At 66.0% G+C, this 19,053-nt stretch carries 16 protein-coding genes and 1 pseudogene; 7 read left to right on the top strand and 10 right to left on the bottom strand.

Annotated features, from left to right (window positions below):
* The first annotated feature begins 33 nt into the window (after window positions 1–33).
* On the top strand, window positions 34–669 hold the full coding sequence (locus CR918_RS20420) for a LysE family translocator (protein ID WP_099844651.1): 636 nt from the start codon (window positions 34–36) through the stop codon (window positions 667–669).
* Between the two features lie 125 nt (window positions 670–794).
* Here the strand turns inward: CR918_RS20420 and CR918_RS21355 are convergent.
* The 6 genes and pseudogenes from CR918_RS21355 to CR918_RS20390 all read right to left on the bottom strand — a co-directional run.
* Window positions 795–1,016 (bottom strand): annotated as a pseudogene (locus tag CR918_RS21355) (XVIPCD domain-containing protein); the annotation flags it as partial.
* An 89-nt stretch (window positions 1,017–1,105) separates the two neighbouring features.
* Entirely contained in the window at window positions 1,106–1,705 is a 600-nt protein-coding gene (locus CR918_RS21110) for a hypothetical protein (protein ID WP_133119712.1), read from the bottom strand.
* A 311-nt stretch (window positions 1,706–2,016) separates the two neighbouring features.
* Window positions 2,017–3,036: a ribonucleotide-diphosphate reductase subunit beta gene (locus tag CR918_RS20405; protein ID WP_025875781.1), complete on the bottom strand. Its 1,020-nt coding sequence runs from the start codon at window positions 3,034–3,036 to the stop codon at window positions 2,017–2,019.
* A 127-nt stretch (window positions 3,037–3,163) separates the two neighbouring features.
* Entirely contained in the window at window positions 3,164–5,575 is a 2,412-nt protein-coding gene (locus CR918_RS20400) for a ribonucleoside-diphosphate reductase subunit alpha (protein ID WP_025875782.1), read from the bottom strand.
* Between the two features lie 595 nt (window positions 5,576–6,170).
* Window positions 6,171–7,271 carry a cell division protein ZapE gene (gene zapE, locus CR918_RS20395; protein ID WP_099844649.1) on the bottom strand — a complete coding sequence of 367 codons (1,101 nt, stop codon included), beginning with the start codon at window positions 7,269–7,271 and terminating at the stop codon, window positions 6,171–6,173.
* The gene (locus CR918_RS20390) at window positions 7,268–7,939 is read right to left on the bottom strand and encodes an alpha/beta hydrolase (RefSeq protein WP_025875785.1); all 672 of its coding nucleotides are present in this window, start codon (window positions 7,937–7,939) and stop codon (window positions 7,268–7,270) included. Before CR918_RS20390 ends, zapE begins: the two co-directional genes overlap by 4 nt.
* A gap of 43 nt (window positions 7,940–7,982) precedes the next feature.
* On the opposite strand from CR918_RS20390, the gene CR918_RS20385 reads away from it, so the two are divergent.
* Both CR918_RS20385 and CR918_RS20380 read left to right on the top strand, forming a co-directional pair.
* The gene (locus CR918_RS20385) at window positions 7,983–8,840 is read left to right on the top strand and encodes an EamA family transporter (RefSeq protein ID WP_032978146.1); all 858 of its coding nucleotides are present in this window, start codon (window positions 7,983–7,985) and stop codon (window positions 8,838–8,840) included.
* Window positions 8,841–8,996: 156 nt separating this feature from the next.
* Entirely contained in the window at window positions 8,997–9,374 is a 378-nt protein-coding gene (locus CR918_RS20380) for a DUF3011 domain-containing protein (protein WP_099844648.1), read from the top strand.
* Window positions 9,375–9,421: 47 nt separating this feature from the next.
* On the opposite strand, the gene CR918_RS20375 is transcribed toward CR918_RS20380, so the two are convergent.
* From CR918_RS20375 to CR918_RS20365, 3 genes are all read right to left on the bottom strand, one after another.
* Entirely contained in the window at window positions 9,422–10,861 is a 1,440-nt protein-coding gene (locus CR918_RS20375) for an ExeM/NucH family extracellular endonuclease (RefSeq protein ID WP_099844647.1), read from the bottom strand.
* A gap of 239 nt (window positions 10,862–11,100) precedes the next feature.
* A complete protein-coding gene (locus tag CR918_RS20370; RefSeq protein WP_025875793.1) occupies window positions 11,101–11,619 on the bottom strand; it encodes a c-type cytochrome in 519 nt (172 codons plus the stop codon).
* A gap of 205 nt (window positions 11,620–11,824) precedes the next feature.
* The gene (locus CR918_RS20365) at window positions 11,825–12,433 is read right to left on the bottom strand and encodes a TetR/AcrR family transcriptional regulator (protein ID WP_025875794.1); all 609 of its coding nucleotides are present in this window, start codon (window positions 12,431–12,433) and stop codon (window positions 11,825–11,827) included.
* 159 nt (window positions 12,434–12,592) lie between these two features.
* Between CR918_RS20365 and CR918_RS20360 the strand changes: the two genes are divergently transcribed.
* From CR918_RS20360 to CR918_RS20350, 3 genes are read left to right on the top strand one after another with little or no spacing between them, the layout of a single operon-like run.
* A complete protein-coding gene (locus tag CR918_RS20360; protein ID WP_025875795.1) occupies window positions 12,593–13,756 on the top strand; it encodes an isovaleryl-CoA dehydrogenase in 1,164 nt (387 codons plus the stop codon).
* Window positions 13,757–13,764: 8 nt separating this feature from the next.
* Window positions 13,765–15,375, top strand: coding sequence for a carboxyl transferase domain-containing protein (locus CR918_RS20355; protein WP_099844646.1), 1,611 nt, complete (start codon window positions 13,765–13,767; stop codon window positions 15,373–15,375).
* Between the two features lie 26 nt (window positions 15,376–15,401).
* Window positions 15,402–17,384, top strand: coding sequence for an acetyl-CoA carboxylase biotin carboxylase subunit (locus tag CR918_RS20350; RefSeq protein ID WP_099844645.1), 1,983 nt, complete (start codon window positions 15,402–15,404; stop codon window positions 17,382–17,384).
* A gap of 45 nt (window positions 17,385–17,429) precedes the next feature.
* Here the strand turns inward: CR918_RS20350 and CR918_RS20345 are convergent, their stop codons facing one another.
* Window positions 17,430–18,605 carry a putative peptide maturation dehydrogenase gene (locus CR918_RS20345; RefSeq protein WP_099844644.1) on the bottom strand — a complete coding sequence of 392 codons (1,176 nt, stop codon included), beginning with the start codon at window positions 18,603–18,605 and terminating at the stop codon, window positions 17,430–17,432.
* Window positions 18,606–18,752: 147 nt separating this feature from the next.
* On the opposite strand from CR918_RS20345, the gene CR918_RS20340 reads away from it, so the two are divergent.
* The gene (locus CR918_RS20340) at window positions 18,753–19,049 is read left to right on the top strand and encodes an NHLP-related RiPP peptide (protein ID WP_025875803.1); all 297 of its coding nucleotides are present in this window, start codon (window positions 18,753–18,755) and stop codon (window positions 19,047–19,049) included.
* Window positions 19,050–19,053: the final 4 nt, after the last annotated feature.

The raw sequence follows: 19,053 nt of genomic DNA, 5'->3' as shown, positions 1-19,053 counted from the left end.
TACACTTCGGCACCCCCACTGCGTGAGCCCACCATGCCCGCCACGTCCGACCTGCTGGCCTTCGCCCTTGTCTCGCTGGCCATGGTGCTGACGCCCGGGCCGAACATGATCTACGTGATCTCGCGCTCAATCTGCCAGGGCCGCATGGCCGGGCTGATCTCGCTGGGCGGGGTGGCGCTGGGCTTCGTGTTCTACATGCTGTGCGCGGCGCTGGGCATCACCGCGCTGCTGATGACCGTGCCGTTCGCCTACGACGCGCTGCGCATCGGCGGCGCGCTGTACCTGCTGTACCTGGCGTGGCAGGCGCTGAAGCCCGGCGGCCGTTCGCCGTTCGCGGTGCGTGACCTGCCGGTGGACGGCCCACGCAAGCTGTTCGCGATGGGTTTCCTGACCAACGTGCTGAACCCCAAGGTCGCGGTGATGTACCTGTCCCTGCTGCCGCAGTTCCTGCACCCGGACAGCGAGGGCAGCGTGCTGATGCAGTCGCTGGTGCTGGGCTCCACCCAGCTGCTGGTCAGCGTGAGCGTGAACGCGGTGATCGCGATAATGGCAGGCAGCATCGCTGGCTTCCTGGTCGCCCGCCCCACCTGGCAGGCGGTGCAACGGTGGTTCATGGGCACGGTGCTGGCCGGGTTGGCCGTGCGCATGGCAGTGGATGGGCGGCGGTGATGCCCCTGCACAGCGTCGCCTTTTCCACCTGACGCCCCTGCAGCCTTGGCGGAAGGGAACAGCGGGCATCGCCTACCCCACCTTCACGCCTCGTGGGGACATGACAGGCTTCTCCATGAAGTCTGCACTGCCCCCTCCACTATGAAGACCCTCTCCCCACGAGCCAGGCTTTCTGTCGGGTTGTTGAGCACAACATGGTCAACCCGCGAAAGCCCCTGCTCCTTCGCCAGTACCAACAGGCTCGCGGTCATCCGCTGGCTCGACTCGTCCCACGGCTTCCCATGCTCGGCGTCCAGGCGTTCCACACCAGCCCTAATCTGCATGTAGAGAGAACGGTCTGCATCACCAAGTTCAGCTGTTGAAGAAGAAACTCGATGCAGCGACGGCGAGTCGTCGATGGAAGTGCCAACTCTCTCCGCAACGCAATGACAGGGGGTCAGCGCTGCCTGATCGATACGTAGGTCAGCGTCACGTTGTCAGAGGCGAGCCCGAGCACGACCGTGGCACTGTTCACCTGCACGGACCAGTAAGGGCGGGAATCAGGCGCATCGGGGTGAGGTGGATACAGGGTGGAGTCCTCCCAGATGATTTCCTTGAGCACAATGCTCGGTGGCACGACCTCAAAGATCAGGTTCGCATGCGCAGGATCGTCGGCAGGACTTCTCAGCGTGATGTTCCGGACCTCAAGGTCACCCAACATTCCGCGTTCTGCGATCCGCTCGTCCCTCAAGCCCTGTCGAGTCGGCTCTCCCAGGTGTGTGTGAAGCTGTTCATTCAATCCATCGACATCATCAAAACGCACGCTGGTCAAACGCTCGACGTCGTTCTTGAATCGCTCAATACCAGTTTCAATCCCTGATTTGATGGACTGTCTTTGATTCAAATGATGCGAGAGGGCTGGTGGTGCGCCGCTCGAGCACGCTGACAGTACCAACGCTGCAATAGTGATTGTGAGGCAGCGATACCCTGCTACCCAGGCGCGGCGCCGAAGTCCACCTTTTGATGAAGAGGCGCATTTCTCGACCCATGCATCCATGAAGTACTTCTCGCGGGAGTCCCACTTTCGCGAATCTAGCACGACGTCGGAGTCAAGCAGGCCACTGGCCGTGGGCACTCAGTCGCCGATGTGGCAAGTCGGCTCGGTAAATCGATCCACAGTCTTCAAGGCTGGCGATAATGGCATGTGAATCCATCATCCACGCGCCCGGTGGCAACGGCTCGGGCTTGGGCATGCGTCCATGAAAAAACTTCCGCGCTGCGCGCTCGCCGGGCGTGGCCCGGCGCTACCGTAAAAACGAAAAACCCCGGCGTTGGCCGGGGTTTTCGCGACAGGCCTGACTGGATCGATCAGAAGTTCATGTCGAAGGCGACTTCGCCCTTCACGCCCACCTGGTAGGCCGAGGCGCGGCGTTCGAAGAAGTTGGTCAGTTCCTGCACGTCCTGCAGTTCCATGAAGCTCAGCGGGTTGCGCACGTTGTACTTGCGCTCCATGCCCAGGCGATGGAAATGGTTGTCGGCGCAGTGCTGCAGGTACTGGCGCATGTCACGGGTGGAAATGCCAGCCACGCCACCGGACAGCACGTCCTCGGCGAACTGCACTTCACACTCGATGGCCTCGGCCAGCATGTCGTAGACATCCTGCTTCATCTTGTCGTCAAACAGGTCCGGCTCTTCCTCGCGGATCACGTCCACGCACTCGAAGGCGAACTCCATGTGCGCGCTTTCATCGCGGAACACCCAGTTGGTGCCCGAAGCCAGGCCATTGAGCAGGCCGCGCGAACGGAAGTAGTACACGTAGGCGAAGGCGGCGAAGAAGAACAGGCCTTCGATGCACGCCGCGAAGCAGATCTGGTTGAGCAGGAACTGGCGGCGCTCTTCGCGGGTCTCGATGCGCTTCAGGTCCTGGATCGAATCGATCCACTTGAAGCAGAAATCGGCCTTCTTCTTGATCGAGTCGATGTTCTCCACCGCGGCGAAGGCTTTGACGCGCTCGTCCGGATCCGGCAGGTAGTTGTCCAGCAGGGTCAGGTAGAACTGCACGTGCAGCGCTTCTTCATACAGCTGGCGCGACAGGTACATGCGCGCTTCGGGCGCGTTCAAGTGCTGGTACAGGTTCAGCACCAGGTTGTTGGACACGATCGAATCGCCGGTGGCGAAGAAGGCGACCAGGCGGTGGATCAGGTGGCGCTCGCCCGGCGACATCTTGCTGTGCAGGTCGCTGATGTCGATCTGGAAGTTGATCTCTTCCACCGTCCAGGTGTTCTTGATCGCATTCCGGTACATGTCATAGAACTGCGGGTAGCGCATCGGGCGCAGGGTCAGTTCAAAACCGGGATCGAGCAGCATCTGCTTGGGCTTGTCGGCCATGGGTGTTTCCTCGTCTTCTCGGGTCAAAACGCCGGGCATGGCCCGGCGCTACCTTGGTATTTCCGTAGTCGAGCAGCAGTGCCGACCAACGGTCGGCACCCACCGCGCGTTAATCCACCGCGCGGTGTTACTGGCAGGCTTCGCAGGCTTCCGGGTTCTCCAGCGAGCAGGCGATGGCCTCCTCCGGGCTGAACACCTTTTCCGGCGCAGCGCTGGCCGTGTGGCTGACGGTGGTCTTGGCGATCTTGGTGGCCGGACGCGAACGCAGGTAGTAGGTGGTCTTGATGCCCTGCTTCCAGGCGTACATGTACATGGAGGACATCGCGCCGATGCTCGGGCTTTCCATGAACAGGTTGAGCGAGGCGGACTGGTCGATGAAGGCACCACGATCGGCGGCCATGTCGATCAGCGAACGCATCGGCAGTTCCCATGCGGTGCGGTAGACGTGGCGCAGCGTTTCCGGAATCTGGGTGATGGCCTGGATCGAACCGTCGGCCAGCTTGATCGCATCGCGCATTTCCGGGGTCCAGTGGCCCAGCTTCTTCAGCTCGTTCACCAGGTAACGGTTCACCTGCAGGAAGTCACCAGACAGCGTCTCGCGCTTGAACAGGTTGGACACCTGCGGTTCCACGCACTCGTAGCAGCCGGCGATGGAGGCGATGGTGGCGGTCGGGGCGATCGCGATCATCAGCGAGTTGCGCAGGCCGTGTTCCTTGATGCGTTCACGCAGGGCATCCCAGCGCGCGGCATCTTCCGGCACCACGTTCCAGGCATCGAACTGAAGCTCGCCGCTGGCCGCACGGGTGTCGGCGAAGGACGGGTGCTTGCCGCGTTCCTGGGCCAGTTCGACCGAGGTTTCCAGCGCGTGGAAGTAGATGGTCTCGGCAATCTTCTTCGACAGCGCGCGGGCTTCGGCGCCATCGAACGGCAGGCGCTTGCGGAAGAACACGTCCTGCAGGCCCATGCAGCCCAGGCCGACCGGACGCCAGCGCAGGTTGCCGCGGCGCGCCGATTCGATCGGGTAGAAGTTCAGGTCGATCACGCGGTCCAGCTGGCGCACGGCCAGGCGCACGGTGTCGGCCAGCTTGTCGAAATCGAACTCGCCGTTGCCGTCGAAGTGGTTGCCCAGGTTGATCGAACCCAGGTTGCACACCGCGGTTTCTTCAGCCGAGGTGACTTCCAGGATCTCGGTGCACAGGTTGGACAGGTGGATCACATTGCCAGCGCGCAGGGTCTGGTTGCTGGCGCGGTTGCACTTGTCCTTGAAGGTCATCCAGCCGTTGCCGGTCTCGGCCAGGGTGCGCATCATCCGCGAGTACAGCTTGCGTGCGGAGATGGTGCGGTTGGCCTTGCCCTGTGCTTCGGCCTGCAGGTAGGCGGCCTCGAAGGCTTCGCCGAACAGGTCGGTGAACTCGGGCACCACGCGCGGATCGAACAGCGACCATTCCTGGTCCGATTCGACACGCTTCATGAACAGGTCCGGGATCCAGTTGGCCAGGTTCAGGTTGTGCGCACGGCGCGATTCGTCGCCGGTGTTGTCACGCAGCTCGAGGAAGTCCTCGATGTCGGCGTGCCAGGTTTCCAGGTACACACAGGCCGCGCCCTTGCGCTTGCCACCCTGGTTCACCGCTGCCACCGACGAATCCATGGTCTTCAGCCACGGCACGATGCCGTTGGAGTGGCCGTTGGTCGACTTGATGAGCGAGCCACGCGAACGCACACGGGTGTAGCTGACGCCGATGCCGCCGGAGAACTTCGACAGCTGGGCGATGTCGCCGTACTTGGAGTAGATCGATTCCAGCGAATCCTGCGGCGAGTCCAGCAGGAAGCACGAGGACAGCTGCTCGTGGGTGGTGCCGGAGTTGAACAGGGTCGGGCTGGACGGCAGGTAGTCCAGGTTGCCCATGCGCTTGTACAGCGCCAGGGTTTCCGGCACATCCTCGCTCAGCGCGCTGGCGATGCGCAGGAAGAACTGCTGCGGGGTCTCGATCACCTTGCGGGTGTGCGGGTGGCGCAGCAGGTAGCGGTCGTACAGGGTACGCAGGCCGAAGTAATCGAAGTTCAGGTCCAGCGAGCTGTCGATGGCATCGTTGAGCTTGCGTGCGTTGGTCTGCACGAAGTTCAGCAGGCGGTCGTTGATCAGGCCCACTTCGTGGCCACGACCCACCGACTGCGAGAACGCGTGGATTTCCTGGTTGGACACTTCCTTGGCGATGAAGTTGGCCAGCAGGCGCGCGGCCAGGCGGCCGTATTCGGGTTCTTCGCCGATCAGCAGCGCCGCGGTGCGGATGGACAGTTCGTCCAGCTCCTGGGTAGTGGCGCCGTTGTACAGGCCGGAAATGGTGCGGGTGGCCACACGCATCGGATCGACGGCGTGCAGGCCCTCGGAGGAACGCTGCACCGCGCGGACGATCTTGTTCAGATCCACCAGCTCGGTCGTGCCATTGCGCTTGGTCACACTCATCGCGTTGGACGTCGGCGGCGACGTCAACAGGAATTCGCTTTCCTTCTCGATGGTGGCGCTGGTCTCGGTGGTCACGGCGTGTGTCCTCTTGGCGTGATGGATGGTGGCTCGGAGCATCGGGTGACGCGGCCCGGGACATGACAGCCCAGGGTGGCAGACCGGTGTCGCAGGAATTGAGACCCTGCGCCTGTGGCTGCCGCTGGCAGTGCTGACCGGTGCCGCTGCGGGCATGGAGGGCGTATCACCGGAGGGTCCGGCGATCCATTCCATGGACCCGGCGGCTTGGGGTCCCCACAACCGACAGCCACAAGATAGTGGGGGTAGTTGGGTCCGTCAACGCCAAATGTAGTGAAATTCGGCAATCCCTTGCGCCGCAAGGATCGTGCCATCGGCGCCCGGTTTGGACGCTTTGGACCTGCTGGAACGGGCTGCGCAGTCAAGCCCGAAACACGTCATCGCGGTGGCAATCAGCGCCCCACCAGCGGAACGATGACAGCTTCACATGACAGGACCACGCAGGCGAGGGACAAGTCTGTGGATAGGTGGTGGGCAGACAGTGGGCAGCCGGTGGACGGGGCAGCATCAGGTAGTGCCGGCCGCTGGCCGGCAGCCCATGACCTGCGGAAGCACCAGGCGGATGCCGGCCAGCGGCCGGCATCCGCCCCGGTTGTCACGCCCGGTGCGGGGTACCCAGGTACTCGGCGCTCTGCATTTCGATCAGGCGCGAGGCCGTACGCTCGAACGCGCCCTGCAGCCGGGTACCGGTGTACAGCTCGACCGGCGAGGTGCTGGCGGTGCAGACCAGGTTGACGTGGCGGTCGTACAGCTCGTCGATCAGATTGACGAAGCGGCGCGCGGCATCCTCGTTCAGGCGATCAAAGGCCGGAATGCCGCCCAGCAGCACGGTGTTGAACTCGTGCGCGATCTCGATGTAATCCGACGGCCCACGCGGGCCTTCACACAGCGCGGCGAAGTCGAACCAGGCAATGCTCTTGCCGCGCGCGCGCACCGGAATCTTGCGGCTCTCGATCTCGATGTTGCCCGCCTTGGCCGGTTGGCCGCCGCTCAGTTCGCCCCAGCGCGTGGCCAGCCAGGTGTCACTGTCGGCGGCCAGCGGCGCGCGGTACACCGGCGAGCGGGTCAGCGCGCGCATGCGGTAATCCTCGGTGCCCTCGGCGTACAGCTCCACGCAGTAGCGCTGCAGCAGGCCGATGGCCGGCATGAAGCTCTCGCGCTGCAGGCCGTTGAGGTACAGGTTTTCCACCGCCGTGTTGGAGGTGGTGACCAGGGTCACGCCCTCGGCGAACATCCGCTCCAGCAGGCGCGCCAGCAGCATGGCATCGCCGATGTCGGTGACGAAGAATTCGTCCAGCACCAGCACGCGCAGGTTGCTGCGCCATTCCTGGGCGATCTTCGCCAGCGGATCGCTCTGGCCCTGGTGCTCGCGCAGGCGCTCGTGGACGTTGCGCATGAACCGATGGAAGTGGGTGCGGTACTTCTGCTTGATCGGCAGGCCGTCGTAGAACAGGTCGACCAGGAAGGTCTTGCCGCGGCCGACGCCGCCCCAGAAGTACAGGCCCTTGACCGGCTCGGGCTTCTTCCAGAACGAGGACAGGCGGTCCAGCCAGCCGTCCTCGGCGCTGTCCACCAGGGCCAGATGGATCCGGTCCAGCTCGGCCAGGGCCGCATGCTGGGCCGGGTCGTTCTGCCAATCGCCGCGTTCCACCCCGGCCGCGTAGCGCTGCGTCGGGGTCAGTTCCGCCTCGCTCATGCCGCCGTGCCCAGCCAATGCTTGACGCCGTGGGTGAGCGCGCCGCGCAGGTCGATCAGCTTGCGGTGGAAGAAGTGGCTGGTTTCGGGCATGCGCACCAGTTCATGCGGGGCATCGAGGGTGTCCAGCCACTGGTACACGGCCTGCGGGTCGACGATTTCATCCTGCTCGCCCTGGATCACCAGCCAGCGGGCCGGCGGCGCGATGCCATCGAAGTCCCAACGGCCCGCCGGCGGCGCGATCGAGATCAGCGCTTCGGGCTGCAGCTCGGCGGCAGCCTTCAGCGAAACGAATGCGCCGAAGCTGAAACCGGCCAGCCACAGGCGGTCGTCCGGGCGCTGCTGGCGGACCCAGGCGGTGACGGCCTTGAGGTCCTCCTGCTCGCCCACGCCATGGTCGAATTCACCGGCAGAGCCGCCGACGCTGCGGAAGTTGAAGCGCACCGTGGCAATGCCCAGCTCGCGCAGGGTGGTGGCGGTCATGGTGACCACCTTGTTGTGCAGGGTGCCGCCTTCGGTGGACAGCGGATGGCAGATGATGGCCACGATCGGCTGCACCGGCACATCGGCCTTGGGCAGGTCGACGAGCACTTCCAGCGGGCCAACCGGGCCCTCCAGTGCAATGCAGGCGGTTTCGCCGGGGGCGACGGGGAACGAGGGCGTGTGCATGGCACCATGATAGCGTCCCCCGCCGCTGCCCTGTGCCCGCCCCATGCTCTACCTGTCCCTGGCCGTGATCTGCAGTGTGCTGGTTTCGGTGTTGTTGAAGCTGGCTGGCCGTCGCCAGCTGGACGTTGCGCAGATGGTGACCTGGAACTACCTGGTGGCCGCGACGATGACGGCGGTGGTGCTGCAGCCGCCACTGGACGCACTGCGCGGACCGCATGCGCCGTGGCTGTCATTGCTGGCGCTGGCGGTGGTGCTGCCCTCGATCTTCCTGGTGCTGGGCCGCGCGGTGGCGGTGGCCGGCATCGTCCGCAGTGATGTGGCGCAGCGCTTGTCGCTGCTGCTGTCGCTGGCGGCGGCGTTCCTGTTCTTTGGCCAGAGCGCCAGTACGTGGAAGCTGGTTGGGCTGGGCCTGGGCCTGCTGGCGATGGTGGCCATCAGCCTGCGTCCGCGCGGCCCGGCAGTGGCCGCTTCCGCCGGCGGCTGGGGCTGGCTGCTGGGCGTATGGGCCGGCTTCGCGGTGGTCGACGTGCTGCTCAAGCAGGTGGCGCTGTCGGGCACACCGTCGATGGCCGCGGTGCTGGCCAGTTTCAGCGTGGCCTTCGTGCTGATGCTGGCGCTGCAGTTGTGGCGGCATTTCAGTGGGCGCAGCCGCCTGGCCTGGCGCAACCTGGGTGCGGGTGCACTGCTGGGCCTGCTCAACGGCGGCAACATTCTTTTCTATGTGCATGCGCACCAGTCGATGCCGGACAGCCCGGCCACCGTGTTCGCCGGCATGAACATCGGCGTGGTGGTGCTGGGTGCGCTGGTTGGCGTATTCGCCTTCGGCGAGCCTATGAGCCGGTGGAACCGCCTCGGACTGGCGCTGGCGGTAGTCGCGATCACCCTGATCGCGCTGGGTTGATGCGCACAGTTCGCGCCGTTGCCGATAGCCGGTGCAGAAGATTCCGATCCTGCTGCGCATTTCGATTGATACGTTGACGCCGCTCACAGTGCAGTTCCGTCGTGATGGGCATCCCGCTGCCTAGACTCGACCGGACCTGCATCTGGAGAGAATGTGATGAAACACGTGTGCGCTCTCATGCTGCTGGCCGCAACCCTGACCGGTTGCAGCAGCATCGGAGGCTATCCCGATTTCAGCGGCGGGATCGGCAATCCATCACATGAACCGGCCTATCCGCGCTATCCCGCCTATCCGCGCCCCGTACAAACCCATCGCGGCGATTCAAGCTCGGAAGTGGTGAGCTGCAGCAGCCGCGACCAGCGTCGCGCGCATTGCCATGTACAGGTCTCACAGAAGGACAGCGTGCACCTGATCAACCGCGAGTCACATGCCTCCTGCCTGCAGGGACGCGACTGGGGCGTGGACCGCGGCACAATCTGGGTCGACAACGGCTGCCGTGCAACCTTCCGCATCGAGCGCTACTACTGGCGATGAGCAGCAGGCCGTCCGGCCGGTCCGCACAGGGCCGGCCGGGCACCCACTCAGCGATCGAAGCCCAGCAGCAGCGGGTCGTGGTCGGAGCTGCGCCACGGGCCCTGCACGTTGCGGCCCTGGTAACCGCTGGCGTCCTGCTCGTCGGCATTGCTGTGCCACTCGGCGGCGCCGGCGAGGCGCTTGGCCATGGTCGGGCTGAGCAGCGCATGATCGAGGCGGCCGGTGTAGCCGTTGTAGACGTAGCTGTAGGGCTGTTCGACCTTGGCCACCTTGAAGGCATCCTGCCAGCCGAGGTCGTGCAGGGTGCGGATCGGATCTTCCATAGCGTAGGCGTTGAAATCGCCCATCAGCACCACGTCCTTCACCTTCAGGCGCGCGGCTTCGGCCTGCACCCAGGTGTTGAGCTGCCTGGCCGATTCCACGCGGGTGGCGTTCCAGCAACCCTGCCCGTCATTGCGGTCGGCGTCGGCGCCGCTGGCATCGCGGCAGCCCTTGGACTTGAAGTGGTTGGCAACCACCATGAACGGCCCGCCCTTGCTCTGGAAGGCCTGTGCCAGCGGCGCACGGCTGTGTTCGACGAAGGGGCCGTCGAGCTTGGTCAGCGGCGTGCCGAGCGGCTTGAATTCGCTCTTGCGGTAGATGATGCCGACGCGGATCGGATTGCTGCCGGGGCCTTGGCCGGCATCGACGAACGCCCACTGTTTGTCTGCGGCGAGGCCGGCATTGAGCGCATCCACCAGTTCGGCGATGGCCGACTGCGGGCCGTAACCGTCGTTCTCCAGTTCCATCAGCGCGGCGATGTCGGCGCCCAGCGCGTTGACGGTGGCGACCAGCTTGCCGACCTGCGCCTTGTGCTCGTCCAGCGTGCGTGCGCCGCGCAGGGTCGGGAACCCACCGCCCTTGCCGTCACCATTGAAGAAATTCTCCAGGTTGAACGCAGCGATGTGCAGGCGGCCGGGCACGCTCGGCACGGCCGGGCGCTGCAGGTCCGGCAGCTTCAGTACACCATCCACCTGCAGGCTGGGCCGGCCCTGCGCGTCCACGCGCACGGTGCCTTCCACGTTGCGCAGCTGCATGCCGGTACGCAGCACCGGGTTGCCCGGCAGGTAGGCGACGCTGGCCGGATCACGCATATCGCTGCCATCGTCCAGCAGCAGGCGGCGGCGCTGGTTGTCGGCCATCACCTGTTCGATCCCGGCACTGCCGGGCGCGGCCACTTCGGTCGGCTGCCACAGGCGACCATCGAAGGCGACGGTGAGCTGGCCGAAGCGTTCCAGGCCATCGGTGCCGGCCAGGGTGAGCGGCGCGGCGATGCGCACGTGCTGCCCATCCAGTGCACGCCAGTCGGCCGGCGCGGCGGCCAGGGTGACGGTGGCTGGGCTGCGTGGCGCAGGCGCCGAGGTCGGCGCAACCTGTGGCTGGGCCTGGGCGAAAGCGGATGCCGGCATCAGCAGGGACAGGGCAAGGGCGAGGGAACGGCGACGCATCGACAGACGACTCCACGGAAGAGGCGCACAGACTAACCCCGAAATGCGAAACCCCGCCTGCGCAGCGGGGGCATAGGGGCGATCAGGCCTCGGTGGGCAAAGCCGGGTAGTGCCGGCCGCTGGCCGGCAACCTCATGACCTTCATGCGATGCGTGGCTGCCGGCCAGCGGCCGGCACTACCAAAGATCATGAGGCTGCCGGCCAGCGGCCGGCACTACCAGCGGACGCGGCGGCGTCCGCTACTTCAGATTGCCCAGCATCCAGTCCACGGTGGCGTGGATCTGCTCCTCGGTGAGCGCCGGGTTGCCGCCCTTGGGCGGCATGATGCCGCCGTCGGGGCCGGTGTAGCCCTCGATGGCGTGCTTGTAGAGGGTGTCCTTGCCCTGCGCCAGGCGCTTGTCCCAGTGCGAGTGGTCCAGCGTCGGCGCCATGCCCACGCCAGTGGTATGGCAGGCGGTGCACAGGTTGTCGAAGATCACCTTGCCGTCCTTGGTACCGCCGTAGGCCACCTGCGAGGCGGCCTTGGCCAGCGCTGCGGCCTTGGCCGCGGCCTGCGCGGCGGCGCCGGTGCTGCCGGCGTATACCGCGCCAGTGGGCGAGATGCGCTGTTCAGTGCGTTTGGCGGCGGTGGGCGACACCTCGGGCGGAATCCGGGTGTGGATGAACGCGGCCAGCAGGATCAGACCGAGGGTGATGGCCATCAACAGCGCGATCACCATGGAGAAGCGTTTCAGGAACTCCAGATCGTAATTCCGCACTCTTCGTTACCCCTGGCTGATAGTCGTTGGACCACGGCTGAGCGACTGCGTGATGGGCCGAGTATAGAACGCACGCCACGCACGACAACAGGCATCACGGCTGGTGCGGCGCAGCATGCGGCCGTGACCGCGTGCGGGTGGCGCCGGACCGCGCCCGGCGAGCGCGAAGCGCGGCAGAAGCCGCCCGGCACGCGCAACGGCGGCATCACCCTGCGCCAACAGCCCGCAGGCAGAAACTGCAGATGGCCTCGACCAGTGCGTCCTCGTCGCGGTGCGCTTCGCGGCTGGGTGCGGTCGGGCCCACCATCGCTTCGGTGAAGGCACCCACCAGGCAGGCGGCGGCAGCGTGCGCGTCCTGTGCCGGCAGTTCACCGGCCGCCACGCCCTCTTCCACCAGGCGCAGGAACACGTCACCGAAGGCACGGCGGCCGCGCATGCGCTCGGCTTCCACGTCCGGGTCCACCGGTTCGACGATGAAGGCATGGGCCAGGCCCGGGCCGGCCAGGGCACGGCGCACGAAGGCGGTGATGGCCTGGCGCAGGCGCACGCTGGCCGGCTGCGGCGCACTGGCGATGCGCTCCATGATCGCCACCTCATGGGCCACGGCAGCGTTGAGCACTTCCACGAACAGCTCGGCCTTGGACGGGAAGTGGCGGTAGATCAGGCCGGTGGAGACCCCGGCCTGGGTGGCCACGGCGGTTACCGGCGCGTTGCGCCAGCCGCCGGTGGCGACCAGTTCGCGGGTGGCCAGCAGGATCCGTTCACGGGCCCCGGCCAGGCGTTCTTCCATCAATGCTGAGCGTTTGTAGGCCATGTTCTGAGTCTGGTTTCAATTTTTGAATTTGTATTCACTTCTTACCCGAACCCCGCTACGCTGGGGTCCAATCGCCCGCGCGGGCCGCTGCTGTGAACAGCCGCCTGCTTCCCCTTCCGGGTGCGTCCATTCCCCACCTTCCCTCGTGGAGCCATCGCAATGCACGTGCCATCCCTGAACTTCGACCTCGGCGAAGATATCGACCTGCTGCGCCAGAGCGTGGCCCATTTTGCCGCTGCCGAGATCGCGCCGCTCGCGGCCGAGGCCGATGCAACCAACCAGTTCCCGTTGGCACTATGGCCCAAGTTGGGCGAACAGGGCCTGCTGGGCCTGACCGTGGAAGAAGAATACGGCGGCACCGGCATGGGCTACCTGGCCCACGTGGTGGCGATGGAAGAAATCTCCCGCGCCTCCGGCGGCATCGCCCTGTCCTACGGCGCGCACTCGAACCTGTGCGTGAACCAGCTGCGCAAGAACGGCACCGAAGCGCAGAAGCAGCGCTTCCTGCCGGACCTGTGCAGCGGCGCCAAGGTCGGCGCGCTGGCGATGAGCGAACCGGGTGCGGGTTCGGACGTGGTGTCGATGAAGCTGCGCGCGGACAAGCGCGGCGACCGCTACGTGCTCAACGGCAACAAGATGTGGATCACCAACGGCCCCGACGCCGACGTGCTGGTGGTGTACGCCAAGACCGATGTCGAAGCCGGCGCCAAGGGCATCACCGCGTTCCTGGTCGAGAAGGGCATGAAGGGTTTCTCCACCGCGCAGAAGCTGGACAAGCTGGGCATGCGCTCCTCGCCCACCTGCGAACTGGTGTTCCAGGACTGCGAGATTCCCGAAGAAAACGTGCTGGGCGCGGTCGGCGGCGGCGTGCGCGTGCTGATGTCCGGCCTGGACTACGAGCGCGTGGTGCTGTCCGGCGGCCCGCTGGGCCTGATGGCTGCAGCCATGGACGTGGTCATGCCGTACGTGCACGAACGCCACCAGTTCGGTGAGCCGATCGGCAGCTTCCAGCTGATCCAGGCCAAGATCGCCGACATGTACGTGGGCCTGGGTGCCTGCCGCGCCTATGTGTATGCCGTGGCGCGCGCCTGCGACCAGGGCCGTACCACCCGCCAGGATGCGGCCGGCGCGATCCTGTACGCCGCCGAGAAGGCAACGTGGCTGACCGGCCAGGCGATCCAGATCCTCGGCGGCAACGGCTACATCAATGAATACCCGACCGGCCGCTTGTGGCGCGACGCCAAGCTGTATGAAATCGGCGCCGGCACCTCGGAGATCCGCCGCATGCTGATCGGCCGCGAACTGTTCCAGCGCACCCTGTAAGGCACCCCATGAGCATCCTAGGCAGCCAGCTGCAACCGGGCAGCGAAACGTTTGAAAGCAACCGCGCGGCGATGCAGGCCGTAGTCGACGACCTGCACGCCACCCTCGCCCGCACCGCCCTGGGTGGCAGCGAGGCGGCGCGGGCCAAGCACACCGCACGCGGCAAGCTGCTGGTGCGTGACCGCATCGATGCGCTGCTCGACCCGGGCAGCGCGTTCCTGGAGATCGCACCGCTGGCCGCGCACGGCATGTACGACGATGCCGTGCCCGCCGCCGGCGTGGTCGCAGGCATTGGCCGGGTGAGCGGCGTGGAGTGCGTGATCGTGGCCAACGATGCCACGGTCAAGGGCGGCACCTATTACCCGGTGACAGTGAAGAAACACCTGCGCGCGCAGGAGATCGCCGAGCAGAACCACCTGCCGTGCATCTACCTGGTCGATTCCGGTGGCGCCTTCCTGCCGCTGCAGGACGAGGTGTTCCCGGACCGCGACCATTTCGGCCGCATCTTCTACAACCAGGCCAATCTCTCCGCGCAGGGCATCCCGCAGATCGCCTGCGTGATGGGCAGCTGCACCGCCGGTGGTGCCTACGTGCCGGCGATGAGCGACGAGACGGTGATCGTGCGCGAGCAGGGCACCATCTTCCTCGGCGGCCCGCCGCTGGTGAAGGCGGCCACCGGTGAAGTGGTGACGGCCGAAGAACTGGGCGGTGCCGACGTGCACACGCGCATTTCCGGTGTGGCCGACCACATGGCCGACAACGACCTGCAGGCGTTGGCACGGGTGCGCGCGATCATCGCCCAGCTCAACTGGCGCAAGCCCGAAGCGGCGATGGCGCTGCAGCCGGTGGAAGAACCGCTGCTGTCGGCACACGAACTGTACGGGGTGATCCCGGCCGATACGCGCAAGCCCTACGACGTGCGCGAAGTGATCGCGCGACTGGTCGACGGCTCGCGCTTTGACGAGTTCAAGCCGCGCTATGGCGCAACGCTGGTCACCGGCTTCGCCCATCTGCACGGCTATCCGATCGGCATCATCGCCAACAACGGCATCCTGTTCTCCGAGTCCGCGCTGAAGGGCGCGCACTTCATCGAGCTGTGCACCCAGCGCAACATTCCGCTGGTGTTCCTGCAGAACATCACCGGCTTCATGGTCGGCCGCAAATACGAACAGGGTGGCATCGCCAAGGACGGGGCCAAGCTGGTGATGGCGGTGGCCTGCGCCAAGGTACCCAAGTTCACCGTGGTGATCGGTGGTTCGTTCGGTGCCGGCAACTACGGCATGTGCGGCCGTGCGTACTCGCCCAATTTCCTGTGGATGTGGCCGAACGCACGCATCGGCGTGATGGGCGGAGAACAGGCCGCCAGCGTGCTGGCCACGGTCAAGCGTGATGGCATCGAAGCCAAGGGCGGGCAGTGGCCGGGCGAGGAAGAGGATGCGTTCAAGGCACCGATCCGCGACCAGTTCGAGCAGCAGGGCCACCCGTACTACGCCAGTGCGCGCCTGTGGGACGACGGCGTGATCGATCCGGTCGATACCCGCCGGGTACTGGCCCTGGCCCTGTCGGCCAGCCTCAACGCTCCCCCGCAGCAGACGCGCTTCGGCGTGTTCCGCATGTGACCTGTGCCATGACCGAGTCTGTTGCCATGTTCAGCAAAGTCCTGATCGCCAACCGCGGCGAGATCGCCTGCCGCGTCATCGCCACCTGCCGCCGCCTCGGCATCGCCACCGTGGCGGTGTATTCCGATGCCGACCGCAATGCGCGCCACGTGCGGCTGGCCGACGAAGCCATCCACATCGGCCCGGCGGCCGCGCGCGAGAGCTACCTGCGCAGCGATGCCATCCTCGACGCCGCACGCCGCAGCGGCGCGCAGGCCATCCATCCCGGCTACGGCTTCCTGTCCGAGAACGCCGACTTCGCCGACGCCTGCGTGGCGGCCGGCATCGCCTTCATCGGTCCGCCGGCCAGTGCGATCCGCGCGATGGGCGACAAGAGTGCAGCCAAGGCACTGATGGCCAAGGCCGGCGTGCCGTTGACGCCGGGCTACCACGGCGACCAGCAGGCGCCGGAATTCCTGCGTACCCAGGCCGACGGCATCGGCTATCCGGTGCTGATCAAGGCCAGCGCCGGCGGCGGCGGCAAGGGCATGCGCAAGGTCGAGCGCAGCGAGGACTTCGTCGATGCGCTGGCCAGCTGCCAGCGCGAGGCGGCCTCGGCGTTCGGCAACGACCACGTGCTGGTCGAGAAGTATGTCGAGCGCCCGCGCCATATCGAAATCCAGGTATTCGGCGGTGGCCATGGTGAGGCGGTGTATCTGTTCGAGCGCGACTGCTCGGTGCAGCGCCGCCACCAGAAGGTGCTGGAAGAAGCGCCGGCCCCGGGCATGAGCGCCGACCGCCGCGCCGCGATGGGCAAGGCCGCCGTTGATGCCGCGCGTGCAGTGGGCTACGTCGGTGCCGGCACGGTGGAGTTCATCGCCGGCCCGGACGGCGATTTCTACTTCATGGAAATGAACACCCGCCTGCAGGTCGAACACCCGGTCACCGAGTTCATCACCGGCACCGACCTGGTGGAGTGGCAGCTGCGCGTGGCCGCTGGCCAGCCACTGCCCAAGCGCCAGGACGAACTGACCATCCACGGCCACGCTCTCGAAGCACGCCTGTATGCCGAAGATGCCGACCGCGGCTTCCTGCCCTCCACCGGCACCCTGCGCCGCCTGCGCCTGCCGGCCCCGTCGACCAACGTGCGGGTGGACACTGGTGTGGAAGAAGGCGACAGCATCACCCCGTACTACGACCCGATGATCGCCAAGCTGATCGTCTGGGACGTGGACCGCGACGCCGCGCTGCGGCGCATGAGCCAGGCCCTGGCCGACTGCCAGGTGGTGGGCGTAACCACCAATGCCGGTTTCCTGCGGCGCCTGGTGCAGACCGACTCGTTCGCCAACGCCAAGCTGGATACCGCGCTGATCGAGCGCGAGCAGGCCGCACTGGCGGTCACCGGTGACGGTGAGCAGGCGCTGTGGGAACTGGCAGCGATCGCCGCGGTGGCAAGCACACCTGCCGCTGCCGCCGATGCACGCGACCCGCATTCACCGTGGCAGGCACAGGATGGCTGGCGGCTGGGCGTGCCTGCCGCGCGCTCGGTGCCGCTGCAGCAGGCAGAGCGGGCACACACGCTGAAGGTGTGGACCACTGCCGATGGCTGGCGCGTCCAGTGCGGTGACGCCGCGCCGAAACAGGTGGTCGGCCATGCCGATGGCCAGACCCTGTCGGTGCAGATGGACGAGCGTCGTTGGCGGCTGCAGCTGCAGCGCGACGGCGATCAGCTGTACCTGTTCGCCAGCGATGGCCAGCACCGCTTCACCCTGCACGACCCGGTGGGCGAATCCGAGCAGGCCAGCGCCGATGCCGGCAGCCTGCTGGCACCGATGCCCGGCAGGATCGTCGCAACGCTGGTGGCGGCGGGCACGCAGGTCAAGCGCGGCACGCCGCTGGTGGTGCTGGAAGCGATGAAGATGGAGCACACCCTGCAGGCACCGGCCGATGGCACGGTGAAGGGCTATCGGGCCAAGGCCGGCGACCAGGTGGGCGACGGCGCGGTGCTGGTGGATTTCGAAGCAGCGTGATGGAGGGTGGGCCGGGCGTTGCCCGGCCTACCTGCTGCCACGAGGTCAAGGTTGCAGAGCCGGATTCCCGCGCCAGACCTGCTGCAGCGGGTCGAATTCACTGGTGACCTGCGCGTCCGCGCGCCACCCCAGGCCGCATATCATCACCGGGCTGGCATCGATGCCATCCAGCCCCAGCGCCTTCTCCACGTCGATCTCGTTGATCGCCGCGGTCACATAAGCGGCCAGTCCAAGCTCGGTGGCTGACAGCATCCATTGTTGCGACAGGTGCCCCGCATCAAGCAGCACCGCCCGGTAGGCCTTTGGATGGTGGCGGTATTTCCAGAAGCTGCGTGGGAAGCGTGCCACCTGGATGAGGTGCAGCGGGGCGTCGGCGAACCAGTCCTGCCCGGACACAAAACCCAGCATCAAGGTGCGCAGGTCGTCGGTGGCAACGGCGACCGGTCGCAACGCGTGTTCCAGCGGATGGTAGTGATAGACGCCCGGCGCAAGACCGTCGACAGCCAGGGCGACCACATAGGTTTCCAACGGATGCAGACCGCCGCCGGAAGGAATGTGCTTCTTCAGGAACTCCATGCCATCCCCCGGCCGCAATGCGGCGTGTGCCTGCACGGTCCGCTTGAGTACCTGCGCCAACAGCGGCAGCGCCAACGTGCGCTGCGCGTCGAAGTTTCGGCAGGTTGCACGCTTTCGCAGCAGCTCGTCGCGCGCATCGTCAGGTGTATCGGGCAACATCAAGGGGTCGGTACCGGGCGCATCCACTGCGGCGGGCGGTGCACCGAACCTGGCATGCAGATCCTGCGCCGTGACCAGCTTGTGCTCGCGCATCTCACGCGCGCTGTTGATGCCGCCCCAGCGTCCCATCCGGTGCTGCAACGCCGACAGCGGCCACCAGTTGGCGTCGCGCACGCGCTGGTCGCGGTCACGATGCGAAGCCTCACCTGGCTCCTGGCTGATCACCAGACCGATCTCCAGCAGGCGTGCCAGCGCAGTGCCTTCGAGGCCGGCCTGTGCAGGTTCCACCCAACGATCCGGCTCGATGCGGCCCAGCACATCGATTTCCTCGATGCTCACCTCCACGGGTGCGTCCAGATGGGCGGCAAGGGCCTGCCAATGCATGCGCGTTACCAGTCCCGCCTGGCCCTGCAGCAGCAGGGAGAGGTCCAGCGAGACCTCGCTGCGGGGTTCGAACATCACGATAGCGCAACGTCGGATCTGCATCTTTCATCATCCACCAGTGGAAACCGTAGTATGCGGGTTGCCCGCAACGGCCGCGGTACTGTGGAGGCGCTTCTGTGCAATGCACACATCGCCCTAAATGCCGAGCGGTGGTGGCCGATACCGTAAGTTCTACTCTGGATGATCGACATGGCTACCGACCCCCGCCTTTCCGCTGAAGATGCCGGCGTACTGCTGGACAACCTCATCAACGATACAGCCTTCCGCGAACGCTTCGCCGAATCGCCGGCCAAGGCCCTCTCCAGCATCGGTCTGGATGCGGCCTTGGGTGAGAAGGACTGCATGAAGATCGACTCGCTCGCCCCGGTGGAGGAGCTTCGCCGCGTTCGCGACGGCCTGCAGAAACACCTCGCCAGCTCGCTGACCGCGATGAATGTGGTGTTCTGCTTCGAAGCGGGCAAAGTCGACGATTGCATCGGCGGCTGATACC

Origin of the sequence: Stenotrophomonas indicatrix (genome assembly GCF_002750975.1) — a bacterium.
GTDB lineage: Bacteria > Pseudomonadota > Gammaproteobacteria > Xanthomonadales > Xanthomonadaceae > Stenotrophomonas > Stenotrophomonas indicatrix.
This window is presented reverse-complemented; position numbering and strand designations above follow the sequence as displayed.